This window comes from Pseudomonas sp. PS01270, from assembly GCF_029959775.1.
GTDB lineage: Bacteria > Pseudomonadota > Gammaproteobacteria > Pseudomonadales > Pseudomonadaceae > Aquipseudomonas > Aquipseudomonas atacamensis.
On record NZ_JASCPT010000133.1, the window covers coordinates 1 to 14844 of the forward strand.

Below are 14844 nucleotides of genomic sequence, written 5' to 3' on the forward strand. Positions count from 1 at the left end.
GGTCAGTCACTGCCAAAGTTGAAGGTAAGGGCGCATTCGCGAGCAGGCTCGCTCCCACAGAGGTATGCGGGGAGAACAAGAGTCGATGAACCTCTCCGGCCCTTTCATCAAACGCCCCGTGGCAACCATGCTGCTATCCCTGGCAATCATGTTGCTCGGTGGGGTCAGCTTCGGTCTGTTGCCGGTATCGCCGCTGCCGCAGATGGATTTCCCGGTGATCGTCGTCCAGGCCAGTCTGCCGGGCGCCAGTCCCGAGGTGATGGCTTCAACGGTGGCGACGCCGCTGGAGCGTTCGTTCGGTGCGATTGCCGGCGTCAATACCATGAGCAGCCGTTCCAGTCAGGGTTCGACGCGGGTGATTCTGCAGTTTGACCTCGACCGCGACATCAATGGCGCGGCGCGGGAAGTGCAGGCGGCGATCAACGCCTCGCGCAATCTGCTGCCGAGCGGGATGCGCAGCATGCCGACCTATAAAAAGGTCAACCCGTCGCAGGCGCCGATCATGGTGCTGTCGCTGACTTCGGATGTGCTGGAAAAAGGCCAGCTCTACGACTTGGCCTCGACCATCCTCTCGCAAAGCCTGTCGCAAGTGCAGGGCGTCGGTGAAGTGCAGATCGGTGGCAGTTCGCTGCCGGCGGTGCGCATCGAGCTCGAACCGCAGGCGCTGAACCAGTACGGCGTGGCCCTCGACGATGTGCGCAAGACCATTGCCGACGCCAACGTACGCCGGCCCAAGGGTTCGGTCGAGGACGGCGAGCGCTTGTGGCAGATCCAGGCCAACGACCAGTTGGAGAAAGCCAAGGATTATGAGTCGCTGATCATTCACTACGCCGACGGCGCCGCGTTGCGTCTCAAGGACGTGGCGAAAGTCAGCGATGGCGTTGAAGACCGTTACAACAGCGGTTTCTTCAACGACGACGCGGCGGTATTGCTGGTGATCAACCGTCAGGCCGGCGCCAACATCATCGAGACGGTCAACGAGATCAAGGCGCAGTTGCCCGCGCTGCAAGCGGTGCTGCCGGCCAGCGTCAAACTCAATCTGGCCATGGATCGCTCGCCAGTGATCAAGGCTACGCTGCACGAAGCCGAGATGACCTTGCTGATCGCCGTCGCCCTGGTGGTGCTGGTGGTGTACCTGTTTCTGGGTAACTTCCGCGCCTCGCTGATCCCGACCCTGGCGGTGCCGGTGTCGCTGGTCGGTACCTTTGCGGTGATGTACCTGTACGGGTTCTCGCTGAACAACCTGTCGCTGATGGCGCTGATTCTCGCCACGGGTCTAGTGGTGGACGACGCCATCGTGGTGCTGGAAAACATTTCCCGGCACATCGACGAAGGCGTCAAGCCGATGCAGGCCGCGTACCTCGGGGCCAAGGAAGTCGGCTTTACCCTGCTGTCGATGAACGTCTCGCTGGTGGCGGTGTTCCTGTCGATCCTGTTCATGGGCGGGCTGGTCGAGAGCCTGTTTCGCGAATTTTCCATCACCCTGGCGGCGGCAATCGTGGTGTCGCTGGTGGTTTCCCTGACGCTGACACCGATGCTCTGCGCGCGCTGGCTCAAGCCGCACACGCCGGGCCAGGAAAACCGCCTGCAACGCTGGAGCCACAAGACCAACGACTGGATGGTCGGCAAATACGCCACCAGCCTCGACTGGGTATTGCGTCATCGCCGTCTGACCTTGTTCAGTCTGCTGCTCACCGTTGGCGTCAACATTGCGCTGTATGTGGTGGTGCCGAAAACCTTCCTGCCGCAGCAGGACACCGGCCAGTTGATCGGTTTCGTGCGTGGCGACGATGGTCTGTCCTTCAACGTCATGCAGCCAAAAATGGAAACCTTCCGCCGCGCCGTACTCAAGGATGAAGCGGTGGAAAGCGTGGCCGGGTTCATCGGCGGCAACAACGGCACCAACAACGCCTTCATGATCGTGCGCCTGAAGCCGATCAAGGAGCGCCAGCTTTCAGCGCAGAAGGTCATAGAACGCCTGCGCAAGGAAATGCCCAAGGTGCCAGGGGCGCAGTTGATGCTGATGGCCGACCAGGATCTGCAGTTTGGTGGCGGCCGCGAGCAGACCAGTTCGCAATACACCTACATCCTGCAAAGCGGCGACCTCGCCGAGCTGCGCAAGTGGTTCCCGAAAGTGGTCACCGCGTTGCGTGCCTTGCCCGAGCTGACCGCCATCGATGCCCGCGAAGGTGCCGGGGCGCAGCAGGTGACGCTGATTGTCGACCGGGATCAGGCGAAACGCCTGGGGGTCGACATGAACATGGTCACCGCCGTGCTCAATAACGCCTACAGCCAGCGGCAGATTTCGACGATCTACGACAGCCTCAACCAGTACCAGGTGGTGATGGAGGTCAATCCGAAATACGCCCAGGATCCGGTGACGCTCAAGCAGGTCGAGGTGATAACCGCTGACGGTGCGAGGGTGCCGCTGTCGACGTTCGCCCATTACGAAAACAGCCTGGAAAACGACCGCGTCAGTCATGAAGGCCAGTTCGCGTCCGAAAGCATTTCCTTTGACATGGCCGAAGGCGTGACCGTGGAGCAGGGCAGTGCCGCCATCGAACGAGCGATCGCCAAGGTCGGTTTGCCGGAGGATGTGATTGCGAAAATGGCCGGCACTGCGGACGCCTTCGCCGCGACGCAGAAGAGCCAGCCGTTCATGATCCTCGGTGCATTGCTGGCGGTGTATCTGGTGCTCGGCGTGCTGTATGAAAGCTACATCCACCCGCTGACCATTCTCTCGACCTTGCCCTCGGCCGGGGTTGGCGCGTTGCTGTCGATTTATGCACTGGGAGGCGAGTTCAGCCTGATTTCCCTGCTGGGGATATTCCTGCTGATCGGCGTGGTGAAGAAAAACGCCATCCTGATGATCGATCTGGCGCTGCAATTGGAGCGGCATGAGGGCCTGTCGCCGCTGGAGTCGATCCGCAGCGCCTGCCTGCAACGCTTGCGGCCGATCCTGATGACCACGCTGGCGGCGATCCTCGGCGCCTTGCCATTGCTGCTCGGCCGTGCCGAGGGTGCGGAAATGCGCCAGCCGCTGGGCCTGACCATCATTGGCGGTCTGGTGTTCAGCCAGGTCCTGACCCTCTACACCACCCCGGTGGTTTATCTCTATCTCGACAAGCTGCGCCATCGCTTCAACAAATGGCGTGGCGTGCGCACTGACGCCGCTCTGGAAACTCCGCTATGACTGACCGTTCGCTTCTCCAATTGGCCACCGTTCGCGGCTCGCGCCTGTTGAGCCTGTCACTGTGCGTGGCGCTGCTCAGCGCTTGCGCAGTCGGCCCGGACTACCAGCGCCCGCAAACTGCCGAAATCGCTCAGTTCAAGGAAGCCGAGGGCTGGCGTCAGGCCAATCCCAGCGACTCGCTGGCCCGTGGCGCCTGGTGGGAGTTGTACGGCGACCACCAGCTCAACGCCTTGATCGAAAAACTCAACAGCTCCAACCAGACCGTCGCCCAGTCTGAAGCGCAGTTTCGTCAGGCGCAGGCCTTGGTGCGCAGTGCACGCGGGGCGTTTTACCCGAGCGTCGACCTGAGTCTGGGCAAGACCCGCTCAAGTCAGGGCACCGGCAGCAGCAGTTCGAGCCTGAGCAGTTCCTCAAGCGGCATCCGCGACACTTATAACGCGCAGTTGGGCGTCAGTTGGGAAGCCGACGTCTGGGGCAAACTGCGCCGTGGGCTGGAGGCCGACGAGGCCAACGCCCAGGCGAGCTTTGCCGATCTGGCAGCGATGCGTCTGAGTCAGCAATCGGAGCTGGTGCAGAACTACCTGCAACTGCGCGTCATCGATCAGCAGAAGCGTTTGCTTGAGGCCACCGTTGCCGCTTATGAGCGTTCGCTGAAGATGACCCAGAACCAGTACCGCGCCGGGGTTTCCGGGCGCGATGCGGTGGCGCAGGCGCAAACCCAGTTGAAAAGCACCCAGGCCGATCTCGTCGACCTGATCTGGCAGCGCGCACAGTTTGAAAACGCTATTGCCGTCCTGACCGGCGAAGCACCGGCCAACTTCAGCATCGCCGAAAGCCAGAGCATCCCGGATCTGCCGCAAGTACCGCTGAGCTTGCCTTCACAACTGCTGGAACGCCGTCCTGACATCGCTTCGGCCGAACGCTCGGTGATTGCCGCCAACGCCAATATCGGCGTGGCGAAAGCCGCGTATTACCCGGACCTGACCCTGAGCCTGAGCGGCGGCTACAGCAGCAGTACTTCGAAAAACCTGATCAGCCTGCCGAACCGTTTCTGGTCGGTCGGCCCGCAGCTGTCGTTACCTCTTTTCGATGGTGGCATTCGTTCGGCCGAGGTTGACCGCAGCGAGGCAGCCTATGACGAAACCGTCGCGCGCTACCGCCAGACTGTGCTCGACGGTTTCCGCGAAGTGGAAAACTACCTGGTCCAGCTCAAGGTGTATGAGGACGAAGCGGCAGTACGCCAGGAAGCGCTGGATGCTGCCCGCGATTCCCTGCGCCTGACGGAAAACCAGTACAAGGCCGGACTGATTGCCTATATCGATGTGGTAGTGGTGCAGGCCACGGCGCTGAGTAACGAACGTAGCGTGCTTAATATTCTGCAGAGTCGATTGATTGCCAGCGTGCAACTGATCGCCGCACTGGGCGGCGGCTGGGACGGCCAACTGGACGTCAGCGACAACACCCGATGATCATTCCCACGCTCTGCGTGGGAATGCCTCACCGGACGCTCCGCGTTCAGCTTTGAAAGGGACGCGGAGCGTCCCCGGCTGCATTCCCACGCAGAGCGTGGGAACGATCTTCATCAGCCAGTCCAGGTTAGCTTAAAGCCCACCGCAGAGCCTTGTAGGACGATCGAACAAGCGTTTCATCGGCTTGATGGCATTTTGGTTACTTTGTCAGTGCGTTATTTCGCGCAATCAGTACAATCGCCGCATTTGCCCGACCGAGAATGGAAGCAGTACGGTTTCGGCTTGTCACGAGAACGTCCATGCTCATCGGCAGCTATTCCTTCACTTTGGTTTTCATCTCGCTGTGCGTGGCCATTCTGGCTTCCTACACGGCGCTCGACCTGACTGGGCGCATCGCCACGGCGAAAGGCCGGGCCGTGCATTTCTGGACGGCGGGCGGGGCGTTGGCGATGGGCGTTGGCGTCTGGTCGATGCATTTCATCGGCATGCTCGCCTTCAAATTGCCGATCGACCTGGGCTATGACTTCGCCCTCACTGCGCTGTCGCTGCTGATCGCGGTGCTGTCCTGCGGTTTCGCCTTGTGGCTGGTCAGCCAGCCGAAGCTGCCCCTGGCGCAACTGGCCTTCGGTGCGTTGATCATGGGGGCGGGCATCAGCGCCATGCATTACACCGGTATGGCCGCGCTGCGCATGACCCCGGGCATCGATTACGACCCGACATTGTTCAGCGCCTCCCTGCTGATTGCCGTCGGCGCCTCGGCAGCGGCGTTGTGGATTGCCTTTCGCCTGCGCCAGCAATCGCCCTATGTGCGGCTGATTCGTGCCGGCGCGGCGGTGATCATGGGTGTGGCGATTGTTGGCATGCATTACACCGGCATGGCGGCGGCGCAGTTTCCTGACGGCAGTTTCTGCGGCGCGACACTCAATGGCTTGAAGGGCAATGGCCTCGACAGTCTGGTCGTGGTCACCACGCTGGCGGTGTTGTCGATTGCCCTGTTGACCTCGATTCTCGATGCCCGCCTCGAAGCGCGCACGGCTGATCTGGCGCACTCGCTGACGGTGGCCAACCGCGAGCTCACCCAACTGGCCTTGCACGATCCGCTGACCAGTCTGCCCAACCGCATGCTGCTCGACGACCGCATCAATCAGGCGATCAAAAAGGTGCAAGAGCAGGGTGGCTGCTTCGCCTTGATGTTCATCGACCTCGACGGCTTCAAACCGGTCAACGACGCATTCGGCCATCACATGGGCGACCAATTGCTGCGCGAGGTCGGCGCGCGTCTGCGTGAAGACTTGCGCAGCCAGGACACGCTGGCGCGGATCGGTGGCGATGAATTCGTTTTGCTGGTGCGCTTGAGCGAGCCCAATGACGCCTTGAGCCTGGCCGCGCGTCAGGTCGGCCTGATCGGTCGCACGTTCCGCGTCGCCGAGCATGATCTGCAGATTTCCGCCAGTGTCGGCATTGCCCTGTATCCGGGCAACGGCGCCAACGCCCAGGAACTGCTGATGAACGCCGACGCCGCGATGTACCACGCCAAGGGTGGCGGCAAGAACGGCTACAGCTTCTTCGATGCGTCGATGAACACCAACGCGCGCAAACAACTGCAACTGTTGCAGGACCTGCGCGCGGCCATTGAGCACAACCAGTTCTGCCTGCATTACCAGCCCAAATTCGACGCCGCCAATGGCCGTCCGGTCGGTGCCGAAGCGCTGCTGCGTTGGAAGCATCCGCTGCACGGCATGCTGATGCCGGACAAGTTCATTGATCTGGCGGAGAAAACCGGGCTGATCATTCCGATGGGTGAATGGGTGCTCAACGAAGCCTGCCGGCAGATGCGCGAATGGTACGTGCTCGGTTATACCGACTGGCGCATCGCCGTGAACCTCTCGGCCTTGCAGTTCTGCCATGCCGGGCTGGTGCAAAGCGTGGCCAAGGCGCTGGCAACCCACCACTTGCCGGCCAACAGCCTGACTCTGGAAATCACCGAAACCACGGCCATGAGCGACGCCGATGCGAGCATGACCGTGCTGCAAGAGCTGTCGGACATGGGCGTCGACCTGTCGATCGACGACTTCGGCACCGGTTATTCCAGCCTGATGTACCTCAAGCGCCTGCCGGCCAATGAATTGAAGATCGACCGCGGTTTCGTCCGTGATCTGGAGCACGACAGCGATGATGCGGCGATCGTCTCGGCGATTGTCGCGCTGGGGCAGGCGCTGGACTTGCGGATTGTCGCCGAGGGTGTCGAGACCGGCGCGCAACAGGATTTCCTGACCAAACTGGGCTGTGATTCGCTGCAGGGCTATCTGCTTGGCCACCCGATGCCGGCGGAGCGTTTCATGCAGGACATCGTGCGCGGGCAACGGCTGGCGGTGGTCTGAGAGACCCTGTGGGAGCGAGCTTGCTCGTGAAGGCGCCCGAATAGGCGCCACATGCAAAACCCGCCAATCGCAGTTATTCTTCCCCCGACTGTTACGTGTGCACGTGGGGGAAGGCCAGCATGGATAAAGTCATTGTCATCACCGGTGGCGGGCGCGGAATCGGCGCGGCTACGGCATTGCTGGCAGCCGAACAGGGCTACCGGATCTGCATCAACTACCAGTCGGATGAGCAAGCCGCACACAGCGTACTCGAGCAGGTTCGCGCCTTGGGCGCGCAGGCCATCGCGGTCCGCGCCGATGTCAGCATCGAAGACGAAGTGATCGCGATGTTTCAGCGCGTCGACACCGAACTGGGCCGGGTCACCGCGCTGGTCAACAACGCCGGCACCGTTGGGCAGAAATCGCGGGTCGATGAGATGTCCGAATTCCGCATCCTCAAAATCATGAAAACCAACGTGCTGGCGCCGATCCTCTGCGCCAAGCACGCGATCCTGCGCATGTCGCCCAAACATGGCGGGCAGGGCGGCAGCATCGTCAACGTCTCCTCAGTCGCGGCACGCCTCGGTTCGCCGAACGAGTACGTTGATTACGCCGCATCCAAAGGCGCGCTCGACACCTTCACTATCGGTCTGTCGAAAGAAGTGGCGGGCGAGGGCATTCGCGTCAACGCCGTGCGTCCGGGTTACATCTACACCGACTTCCATGCGCTGAGCGGCGACCCGGATCGGGTCAGCAAGCTCGAATCGGCGATTCCCATGGCCCGGGGCGGGCGGCCGGATGAAGTGGCGGAGGCGATTGTCTGGCTGCTGTCGGACAAGGCTTCGTATGCGACCGGGACGTTTGTTGATTTGGGGGGCGGGCGGTAAGGCCGAAAGATTTTCGCTAAAAGTGCGGCCCTCATCGCTGGCAAGCCAGCTCCCACAGGTTTTGCGGCCTCATCAGATTCTGTATATGTCGAAGATACATGTGGGAGCTGGCTTGCCAGCGATGAGGCCGGTGCAAACAGCACAGAATCATCAGAACGACCGCACAATCCGCCCCAACGTCTCCATGGCCTTTTCCGATTCCTCGGTCCACGGGCTGCCGTAATTCAATCGAATACAGTTCCTGAAACGCTGGGTCGGCGAGAATATCGGCCCCGGCGCGATGCTGATGCCTTGCGCCAATGCCATTTGAAACAGCTTCAGCGAATCCATCTGCTCCGGCAATTCCAGCCACAGAAAGTAGCCGCCCGCCGGCTGGCTGACCCGGGTCTGCGCCGGGAAGTAACGGGCAATCGCCGCGAGCATCGCGCTCTGCTGTTCTTCCAGGGCATAACGCAGTTTGCGCAGATGCCGATCGTAGCCGCCGTGTTGCAGATAATCGGCAATTGCCGCTTGCGCCGGCATCGAAGCGCACAGCGAGGTCATCAGCTTGAGCCGTTCGATCTTCTGCGCGAAACGCCCGGCCGCCACCCAGCCGATGCGGTAGCCGGGGGCGAGACTTTTGGCGAACGAGCCGCAATGCATGACCAATCCTTCAGTATCAAAAGCCTTGGCCGGTTTTGGCGCCTGTTGCCCGTAATAAAGCTCGGCGTAGACGTCGTCCTCGATCAACGGCACCTGATGCTGACGCAGCAGTTCGACCAGTTCCTGTTTCTTCGCCTCGGGCACGGTCGCGCCCATTGGGTTCTGGAAACTGGTCATGCACCAGCAGGCCTTGATCGGATGGCGTTCCAGAGTTTGCGCGAGCACGCCGAGGTCGATGCCGTCACGCGGGTGCACGGGGATTTCCACGGCTTTGAGCTTCAGGCGCTCCAGCACTTGCAGGCAGGCATAAAACGCCGGGGCCTCGATGGCCACCAGATCGCCGGGCTCGGTCACTGCTTGCAGGCACAGGTTCAGCGCTTCGAGAGCGCCGTTGGTGATGAGTAGCTCTTCCATCGGCAGCATCAGCCCGCCGACCATGTAGCGCAGGGCAATCTGTCGGCGCAGTTGCGGGTTGCCCGGCGACATGTCGGTGACGACCATGCGCGGATCCATCTCCCGCGCGGCGCTGGCCAGGGAGCGCGACAGGCGTTGCAGCGGGAACAGCGTCGGGCTGGGGAAGGCTGAGCCGAACGGCACGGTGTTGGGGTCTTTGATCGAATCGAGTACCGAGAACACCAGCTCGCTGACGTCGACTTCGGTGGATTCGTTGACCTGGCTGCTGATCACCGGCTCGGAAAATGTGCTCGGTGTATGGGCGTTGACGAAGTAACCGGAGCGCGGCCGGGCGCGGATCAGGCCACGGCGTTCGAGCAGGTAATAGGCCTGGAACACGGTCGACGGGCTGACCCCGTAAGCCTGGCTGGCATAGCGCACCGACGGTACCCGCTGGCCAGGGCCGAGGACGCCGGAGCGGATCAGTTCAGCGATGTCGTCGGCGAATTTTTCGTAGCGTTTCATCGGTGGGCCTTGGTGGACTTGATTTTGTGGGGTGTCAGGGAAGAAGCCCTCACCCTAGCCCTCTCCCAGAGGGAGAGGGGACTGATTGGGGGATGCTGATGAAATACGCCGACCTGACAGTGCTTTGCCGAATCCACAATCGACTCGGTCTTTCAGGTCGATGCATAGCGACAGACACCTCGGTCGGCTCCCTCTCCCTCCGGGAGAGGGCTGGGGTGAGGGCAGCAGTGCCAGCTCCTCAACGATTCATCGGCGCCACAAACCGGCTCTTCGCCACGCTGTATACCTGCGGCTCGTCACTGTCTTCAATCCTGAAACTCAACGTCTGCGAACTGCTCGCCGGGCGCTCGGTGGTCATCGCCACCGACACCGGCACATCGACAATCTCCCCGGGCGCCAGGCTCAATGCCGTTTTGCCCTGCAACTCAAACCCGTCGCCATCAATCAGACTCAACCGGTAATCCTGCCGTTGCTGAGTCTTGTTGATCACTTTCAGCGAATAAATATTCTCGATCTGGCCCTGAGCGTTCTCGCGGAACAGCCCACGATCCTTGGTCACGTCCAGTGACACCATCGGCCGCTCGATCAATGCCAGCGCCAACGCGCCGATCATCACCAGCAACACCGCCGTGTAGCCAATCAAGCGCGGACGCAGCAGATGGGTCTTGCCGCCCTGCAATTCGCGCTCGGAACTGTAGCGGATCAGGCCGCGCGGGTAATGCATTTTGTCCATGATCGAATCGCAGGCGTCGATGCATGCTGCGCAGCCGATGCATTCCATTTGCAAGCCATCGCGGATGTCGATGCCGGTCGGGCAGACCTGCACGCACAACTGGCAGTCGATGCAATCACCCAGGCCGGCTTCTACCGGGCGCACGTCACGCTTGCGCGGACCCCGGTTTTCGCCGCGGGCGGCGTCGTAGGCAATGGTCAGCGTGTCCTTGTCGAACATCACACTCTGGAACCGCGCATACGGGCACATGTGCATGCACACCGCCTCACGCAACCAACCGGCGTTGATGTAGGTGGCGGCGGCGAAAAACAGCACCCAGAACAGGCTGACGCCACCGATCTGCAGGGTCAGCAGTTCTTCGGCCAGCGGCCGGATCGGGGTGAAATAGCCGACGAAGGTCAGGCCGGTGATCACGCTGATTACCAGCCACAGCGTGTGCTTGGCGGCACGCCGCGCCAGTTTGTTCAGGCTCCACGGCGCCGCTTGCAGTTTGATCCGTTGGTTGCGTTCGCCTTCAGTGATCTTCTCGCACCACATGAAGATCCACGTCCACGAGCTCTGCGGGCAGGTGTAACCGCACCAGACGCGACCGGCAAACACGGTGATGGCGAAGAGTCCGAACGCGGCAATGATCAACAGCGCCGAGAGCAGAATGAAATCCTGCGGCCAGAACGTCGCGCCAAAGATATGGAATTTGCTTTCCGCCAAATCCCAAAGTACGGCCTGCCGACCGCCCCAGTTCAGCCACACGGTGCCGAAAAACAGCACGAACAGAAGTCCGGCACCGCTCATACGCAGGTTGCGGAACAGGCCGGTGAAACTGCGGGTGTGGATCTGCTTGTCGGTGGATCCGGCAGTCGCCTTCAGTGGGCGCGCGGGTACGCTTTTTATCGTTGGCGATGCTTCTACGGTTCGGACGGGGATTTGCTCGCTCATGTTCGTTCGCTCATCAGCCTCCATCAGGCCGATGCACTATGAGCGCCGATCTGTTTGCAGAACAGACTCAGGTTTGGCAATAAAAAGCGGATCAGATGAGGTTTGGCGCAATGCCTGCGACAACGTGAAGCAACCTGTCAGGCAAGGCGCAAACGCCTATTGCAGGCGTCTGCGTCGGGTGTTGATCGAGATCAATCAAACCACCGAATCACTGTCGTCGGCTTTCAGATGTTTGCGCCCGTCCTTGGCCCCGGCGACGGTCAAGGCATCGGCTTCTGCTTCGGTGATGTAGGTGCGTTTGCCTTCGATTTCCACGAACGACATGGCTTTGTCGCTATCGGTCAGGACTTCAAGGGTGTCGCAGATGCGAATTTCCTCACCATGCTCGACGGTGAAAAAACACACTTTCTGTTCGGGGTTGGATTCATCGATTCGAACGGGCATGGCGGCAGTCCTTGTTCCAGTGAGGTCTGCATATTAGGAAGCGCAGCGCGCCGATCGTTCTGCGCAACCGATTAATGGTCGCTGTTGTCCATCGTTTATCTAACCAATAACAAGGGAGGCACGATGGAAGACTGGTGGGATGAAGTGTGGGCCACGATGCAAGCCGAGTTTGCCGATATCGGCGACGCCTCGCAAATGACCCGGATCACCGTACGCCTGGTGATGGCGGCAATTCTCGGCGGGATACTCGGTTTCGAGCGCGAACATAAAGGCAAGGCAGCGGGCGTGCGCACGCACATGCTGGTGGCGCTGGGCGCGGCGTTGTTTGTATTGGTGCCACAGACCTCGGGCGCAGAATCCGATGCGATGAGTCGCGTATTGCAAGGTGTGATTGCCGGGATCGGCTTTCTCGGTGCCGGGACCATTCTGAAAAATCAGCAGGGCGACGAATCCCATGTCAAAGGCCTGACCACAGCAGCTGGATTGTGGATGACGGCGGCGATCGGCGTGGCGGCGGGGCTGGGCAAGGAAGCGACGGCATTGCTCAGTACCATTCTGGCGCTGGCGATCTTCAGCGTGATGCCCTACGTGGTGAGGGTGTTCGAGAAGGATGTCGACAAGAACGACCACCTCTGACTCTCCGCCGTCTGATGATCGTTGCCTGATCGTTCCCACGCTCCGCGTGGGAATGCCTCAACGGACGCTCCGCGTTCGGCTCTGGATGGGACGCAGAGCGTCCCGGGCTGCATTCCTTTGCTGCGCGTGGGAACGATCAGGGGGGCAAGGGTCAGACGATCACCGGCGGCATCGTGCTCGGTGGCTCTTCTTTCGGCGGTGGCGTGGTGCCGGGTGGCTCTTGCTCGGGCACCGGTGGCGGTTCGGTGTCCGGCAGGGTGGGTTTGTCGATGTTCGGATCGGGCGTTTCCGCCGGGATCGGGATGCTCATCAGGTGACCTCCGTATGGCACATGGCGTGGGACGTGCTTAAGTGAGTTGACCCGGCCACGACAAATTCGATCCGCAGATTTGTCTTGTTAATTTCATCTGAACTTTTCCCCGCGCCGGTTGCTCGGAACCTAAGTGAGTTCATGACAGGGCCGGCGCTTTGTCGCGAATACTGTTCCGGCACAAGAGCGTCCTTGGGGCGTTAAGGAGAGATGCTCAATGACTGCTGAAAGACCTTCAGAGCTGAGTTACAACCCGCACATGCCATTGTCGCAGGCGTTGCTGCTGCCACGTATCGTCATCGAAAACACCATGCCGACTCTCGACGGCGGCCAGTTCGCCGCCAAATCGATTGCCGGGCGCGAAGTGGTGGTGACCAGCAAAGTCTTTGCCGACGGCCATGACAAGCTCGCCGTGCGCATCCGCTGGCGCGAGGAAGGCCAGGAAACCTGGCAGACCGAGGTCATGTCCGATCAGGGCAATAACACCTGGCAAGGCCAGTTCCGCCCTGAGGAGCAGGGCCGCTACCTGTATTGCATCGAAGCGTGGATCGACCATTTCGCCAGCTTCCAGTACGAACTGGAAAAGAAGCACAGCGCGGCGGTGCCGGTTTCTCTGGAGTTGCAGGAAGGCCGCACGATGGTGCAACAGGCCGCCGAACGCAGCGAAGGGCAGCTCAGCGAGCAGCTCGCCGCGCTGCACCATGAATTGTCCGGCCTGCTCGAAACCGAGCAGGTTGCGCTGTTTCTGCACTCGCGCAGTGCAGAGCTGATGGCTCAGGCCGATCACCGTGCCTATCTGAGCATCAGCGCCGAATTCCCAATGGACGTCGAGCGTGAACTGGCCGAATTCGCCAGTTGGTATGAGCTGTTTCCGCGCTCGATCACCGACGATCCCCAGCGTCACGGCACTTTCAACGATGTGCACTCGCGTCTGCCGATGATTCAGGACATGGGGTTCGACGTGTTGTACTTCACGCCGATTCACCCGATCGGCCGCGCCCACCGCAAGGGCCGCAACAATTCCCTGACTGCCGGCCCGGAAGATCCCGGCAGCCCGTACGCGATCGGCAGCGAGGAGGGTGGTCACGAGGCGATACATTCGCAACTCGGCACCCGTGAAGATTTCCGCCGTTTGGTGGCCGCCGCCGCCGATCACGGTCTGGAAATCGCTCTCGACTTCGCCATCCAGTGTTCCCAGGACCACCCGTGGCTCAAGGAGCATCCGGGCTGGTTCAACTGGCGCCCGGACGGCACGATCAAATATGCCGAAAATCCGCCGAAGAAATACCAGGACATCGTCAACGTCGACTTCTATGCGCCGGACGCGATTCCGAGCCTCTGGGTCGAGTTGCGCGACATCGTCGTCGGCTGGGTCAAGGAAGGCGTGAAAATCTTCCGCGTCGACAACCCGCACACCAAACCGCTGCCGTTCTGGCAATGGCTGATCGCCGATGTGCGCACGCTGTATCCGGAAGTGATCTTCCTCGCCGAGGCCTTCACCACGCCGGCGATGATGGCGCGTCTGGGCAAGGTCGGGTATTCGCAGAGCTACACCTATTTCACCTGGCGCAATACCAAGGCCGAACTGGCGGAATACTTCACCGAGCTGAACCAGTCGCCGTGGCGCGAATGCTACCGGCCGAATTTCTTCGTCAATACCCCGGACATCAACCCGGCATTTTTGCATGAGTCGGGGCGTCCCGGTTTCCTCATTCGCGCGGCGCTGGCGACTATGGGCTCGGGGCTGTGGGGCATGTATTCCGGTTTCGAATTGTGCGAATCGGCGCCAGTACCGGGCAAAGAGGAGTATCTGGATTCGGAGAAATACGAAATCCGCGTCCGCGATTTCACCGCACCCGGCAACATCATTGCCGAAATCGCCCAGCTCAACCGTATCCGTCGGCAGAACCCGGCGCTGCACACGCATCTGGGGCTGAAAATCTACAACGCCTGGAACGACAACATTCTGTACTTCGGCAAGCGCAGCGCCGATGGCAGCAATTTCATTCTGGTCGCGGTCAGCCTCGATCCGCATAACGTGCAGGAAGCGAATTTCGAACTGCCGCTGTGGGAAATGGGCCTGCCGGACGATGCCACCACCCATGGCGAAGATTTGATGAACGGCCATCGCTGGGACTGGCACGGCAAATATCAGTTCATGCGCATCGATCCGGCGTATCAGCCGTTCGGGATTTGGCGGATCAGCGCCACGTAATGATCGTTCCCACGCTCTGCGTGGGAATGCATCCCGGGACGCTCCGCGTCCCAAAGCGGACGCAGCGCGTCCATGGCGGCATTCCCACGCAGAGCGTGGGG

The 14844-nt window shown here is 61.0% G+C and carries 10 protein-coding genes; 6 read left to right on the forward strand and 4 right to left on the reverse strand.

Features of this window, described 5'->3' with window-relative positions; translation table 11 throughout:
* Positions 1–85 precede the first annotated feature (85 nt).
* From QMX86_RS24085 to QMX86_RS24100, 4 genes are all read left to right on the forward strand, one after another.
* Entirely contained in the window at positions 86–3193 is a 3108-nt protein-coding gene (locus QMX86_RS24085; RefSeq protein ID WP_041480999.1) for an efflux RND transporter permease subunit, read from the forward strand.
* On the forward strand, positions 3190–4662 hold the full coding sequence (locus tag QMX86_RS24090; protein ID WP_282387097.1) for an efflux transporter outer membrane subunit: 1473 nt from the start codon (positions 3190–3192) through the stop codon (positions 4660–4662). The genes QMX86_RS24085 and QMX86_RS24090 overlap by 4 nt, the downstream gene beginning before the upstream one ends.
* A 299-nt stretch (positions 4663–4961) precedes the next feature.
* Positions 4962–7043, forward strand: a complete 2082-nt coding sequence (locus tag QMX86_RS24095; RefSeq protein ID WP_130929875.1) for an EAL domain-containing protein — start codon at positions 4962–4964, stop codon at positions 7041–7043.
* Positions 7044–7162: 119 nt separating this feature from the next.
* A complete protein-coding gene (locus QMX86_RS24100; protein WP_071172352.1) occupies positions 7163–7909 on the forward strand; it encodes an SDR family oxidoreductase in 747 nt (248 codons plus the stop codon).
* A gap of 150 nt (positions 7910–8059) precedes the next feature.
* Here the strand turns inward: QMX86_RS24100 and mapR are convergent, their stop codons facing one another.
* The 3 genes from mapR to QMX86_RS24115 all read right to left on the reverse strand — a co-directional run bounded on the left by mapR (position 8060) and on the right by QMX86_RS24115 (position 11582).
* Positions 8060–9469: a GntR family transcriptional regulator MpaR gene (gene mapR, locus QMX86_RS24105; protein ID WP_071172353.1), complete on the reverse strand. Its 1410-nt coding sequence runs from the start codon at positions 9467–9469 to the stop codon at positions 8060–8062.
* 238 nt (positions 9470–9707) lie between these two features.
* Entirely contained in the window at positions 9708–11138 is a 1431-nt protein-coding gene (gene ccoG / locus QMX86_RS24110; RefSeq protein ID WP_282385608.1) for a cytochrome c oxidase accessory protein CcoG, read from the reverse strand.
* A 195-nt stretch (positions 11139–11333) separates the two neighbouring features.
* Positions 11334–11582, reverse strand: a complete 249-nt coding sequence (locus QMX86_RS24115) for a DUF3203 family protein (protein WP_016774630.1) — start codon at positions 11580–11582, stop codon at positions 11334–11336.
* Positions 11583–11705: 123 nt separating this feature from the next.
* On the opposite strand from QMX86_RS24115, the gene QMX86_RS24120 reads away from it, so the two are divergent.
* Positions 11706–12218 carry an MgtC/SapB family protein gene (locus QMX86_RS24120; protein ID WP_071172355.1) on the forward strand — a complete coding sequence of 171 codons (513 nt, stop codon included), beginning with the start codon at positions 11706–11708 and terminating at the stop codon, positions 12216–12218.
* Between the two features lie 151 nt (positions 12219–12369).
* Here QMX86_RS24120 and QMX86_RS24125 read toward each other — a convergent pair whose 3' ends face one another.
* A complete protein-coding gene (locus QMX86_RS24125; protein WP_163012245.1) occupies positions 12370–12528 on the reverse strand; it encodes a hypothetical protein in 159 nt (52 codons plus the stop codon).
* Between the two features lie 217 nt (positions 12529–12745).
* Here QMX86_RS24125 and QMX86_RS24130 point away from each other — a divergent pair, with 217 nt between their 5' ends.
* Complete coding sequence (locus tag QMX86_RS24130; RefSeq protein ID WP_282385604.1) at positions 12746–14743, forward strand: alpha-1,4-glucan--maltose-1-phosphate maltosyltransferase; 1998 nt, start codon at positions 12746–12748, stop codon at positions 14741–14743.
* Positions 14744–14844: the final 101 nt, after the last annotated feature.

Excerpts from the sequence above, each read along its gene's own strand:
- QMX86_RS24085 (WP_041480999.1), top strand. The coding sequence starts at position 86 with ATGAACCTCTCCGGCCCTTTCATCAAACGCCCCGTGGCAACCATGCTG.
- QMX86_RS24090 (WP_282387097.1), top strand. The coding sequence starts at position 3,190 with ATGACTGACCGTTCGCTTCTCCAATTGGCCACCGTTCGCGGCTCGCGC.
- QMX86_RS24095 (WP_130929875.1), top strand. The coding sequence starts at position 4,962 with ATGCTCATCGGCAGCTATTCCTTCACTTTGGTTTTCATCTCGCTGTGC.
- QMX86_RS24100 (WP_071172352.1), top strand. The coding sequence starts at position 7,163 with ATGGATAAAGTCATTGTCATCACCGGTGGCGGGCGCGGAATCGGCGCG.
- mapR (WP_071172353.1), bottom strand. The coding sequence starts at position 9,469 with ATGAAACGCTACGAAAAATTCGCCGACGACATCGCTGAACTGATCCGC.
- ccoG (WP_282385608.1), bottom strand. The coding sequence starts at position 11,138 with ATGAGCGAGCAAATCCCCGTCCGAACCGTAGAAGCATCGCCAACGATA.
- QMX86_RS24115 (WP_016774630.1), bottom strand. The coding sequence starts at position 11,582 with ATGCCCGTTCGAATCGATGAATCCAACCCCGAACAGAAAGTGTGTTTT.
- QMX86_RS24120 (WP_071172355.1), top strand. The coding sequence starts at position 11,706 with ATGGAAGACTGGTGGGATGAAGTGTGGGCCACGATGCAAGCCGAGTTT.
- QMX86_RS24125 (WP_163012245.1), bottom strand. The coding sequence starts at position 12,528 with ATGAGCATCCCGATCCCGGCGGAAACGCCCGATCCGAACATCGACAAA.
- QMX86_RS24130 (WP_282385604.1), top strand. The coding sequence starts at position 12,746 with ATGACTGCTGAAAGACCTTCAGAGCTGAGTTACAACCCGCACATGCCA.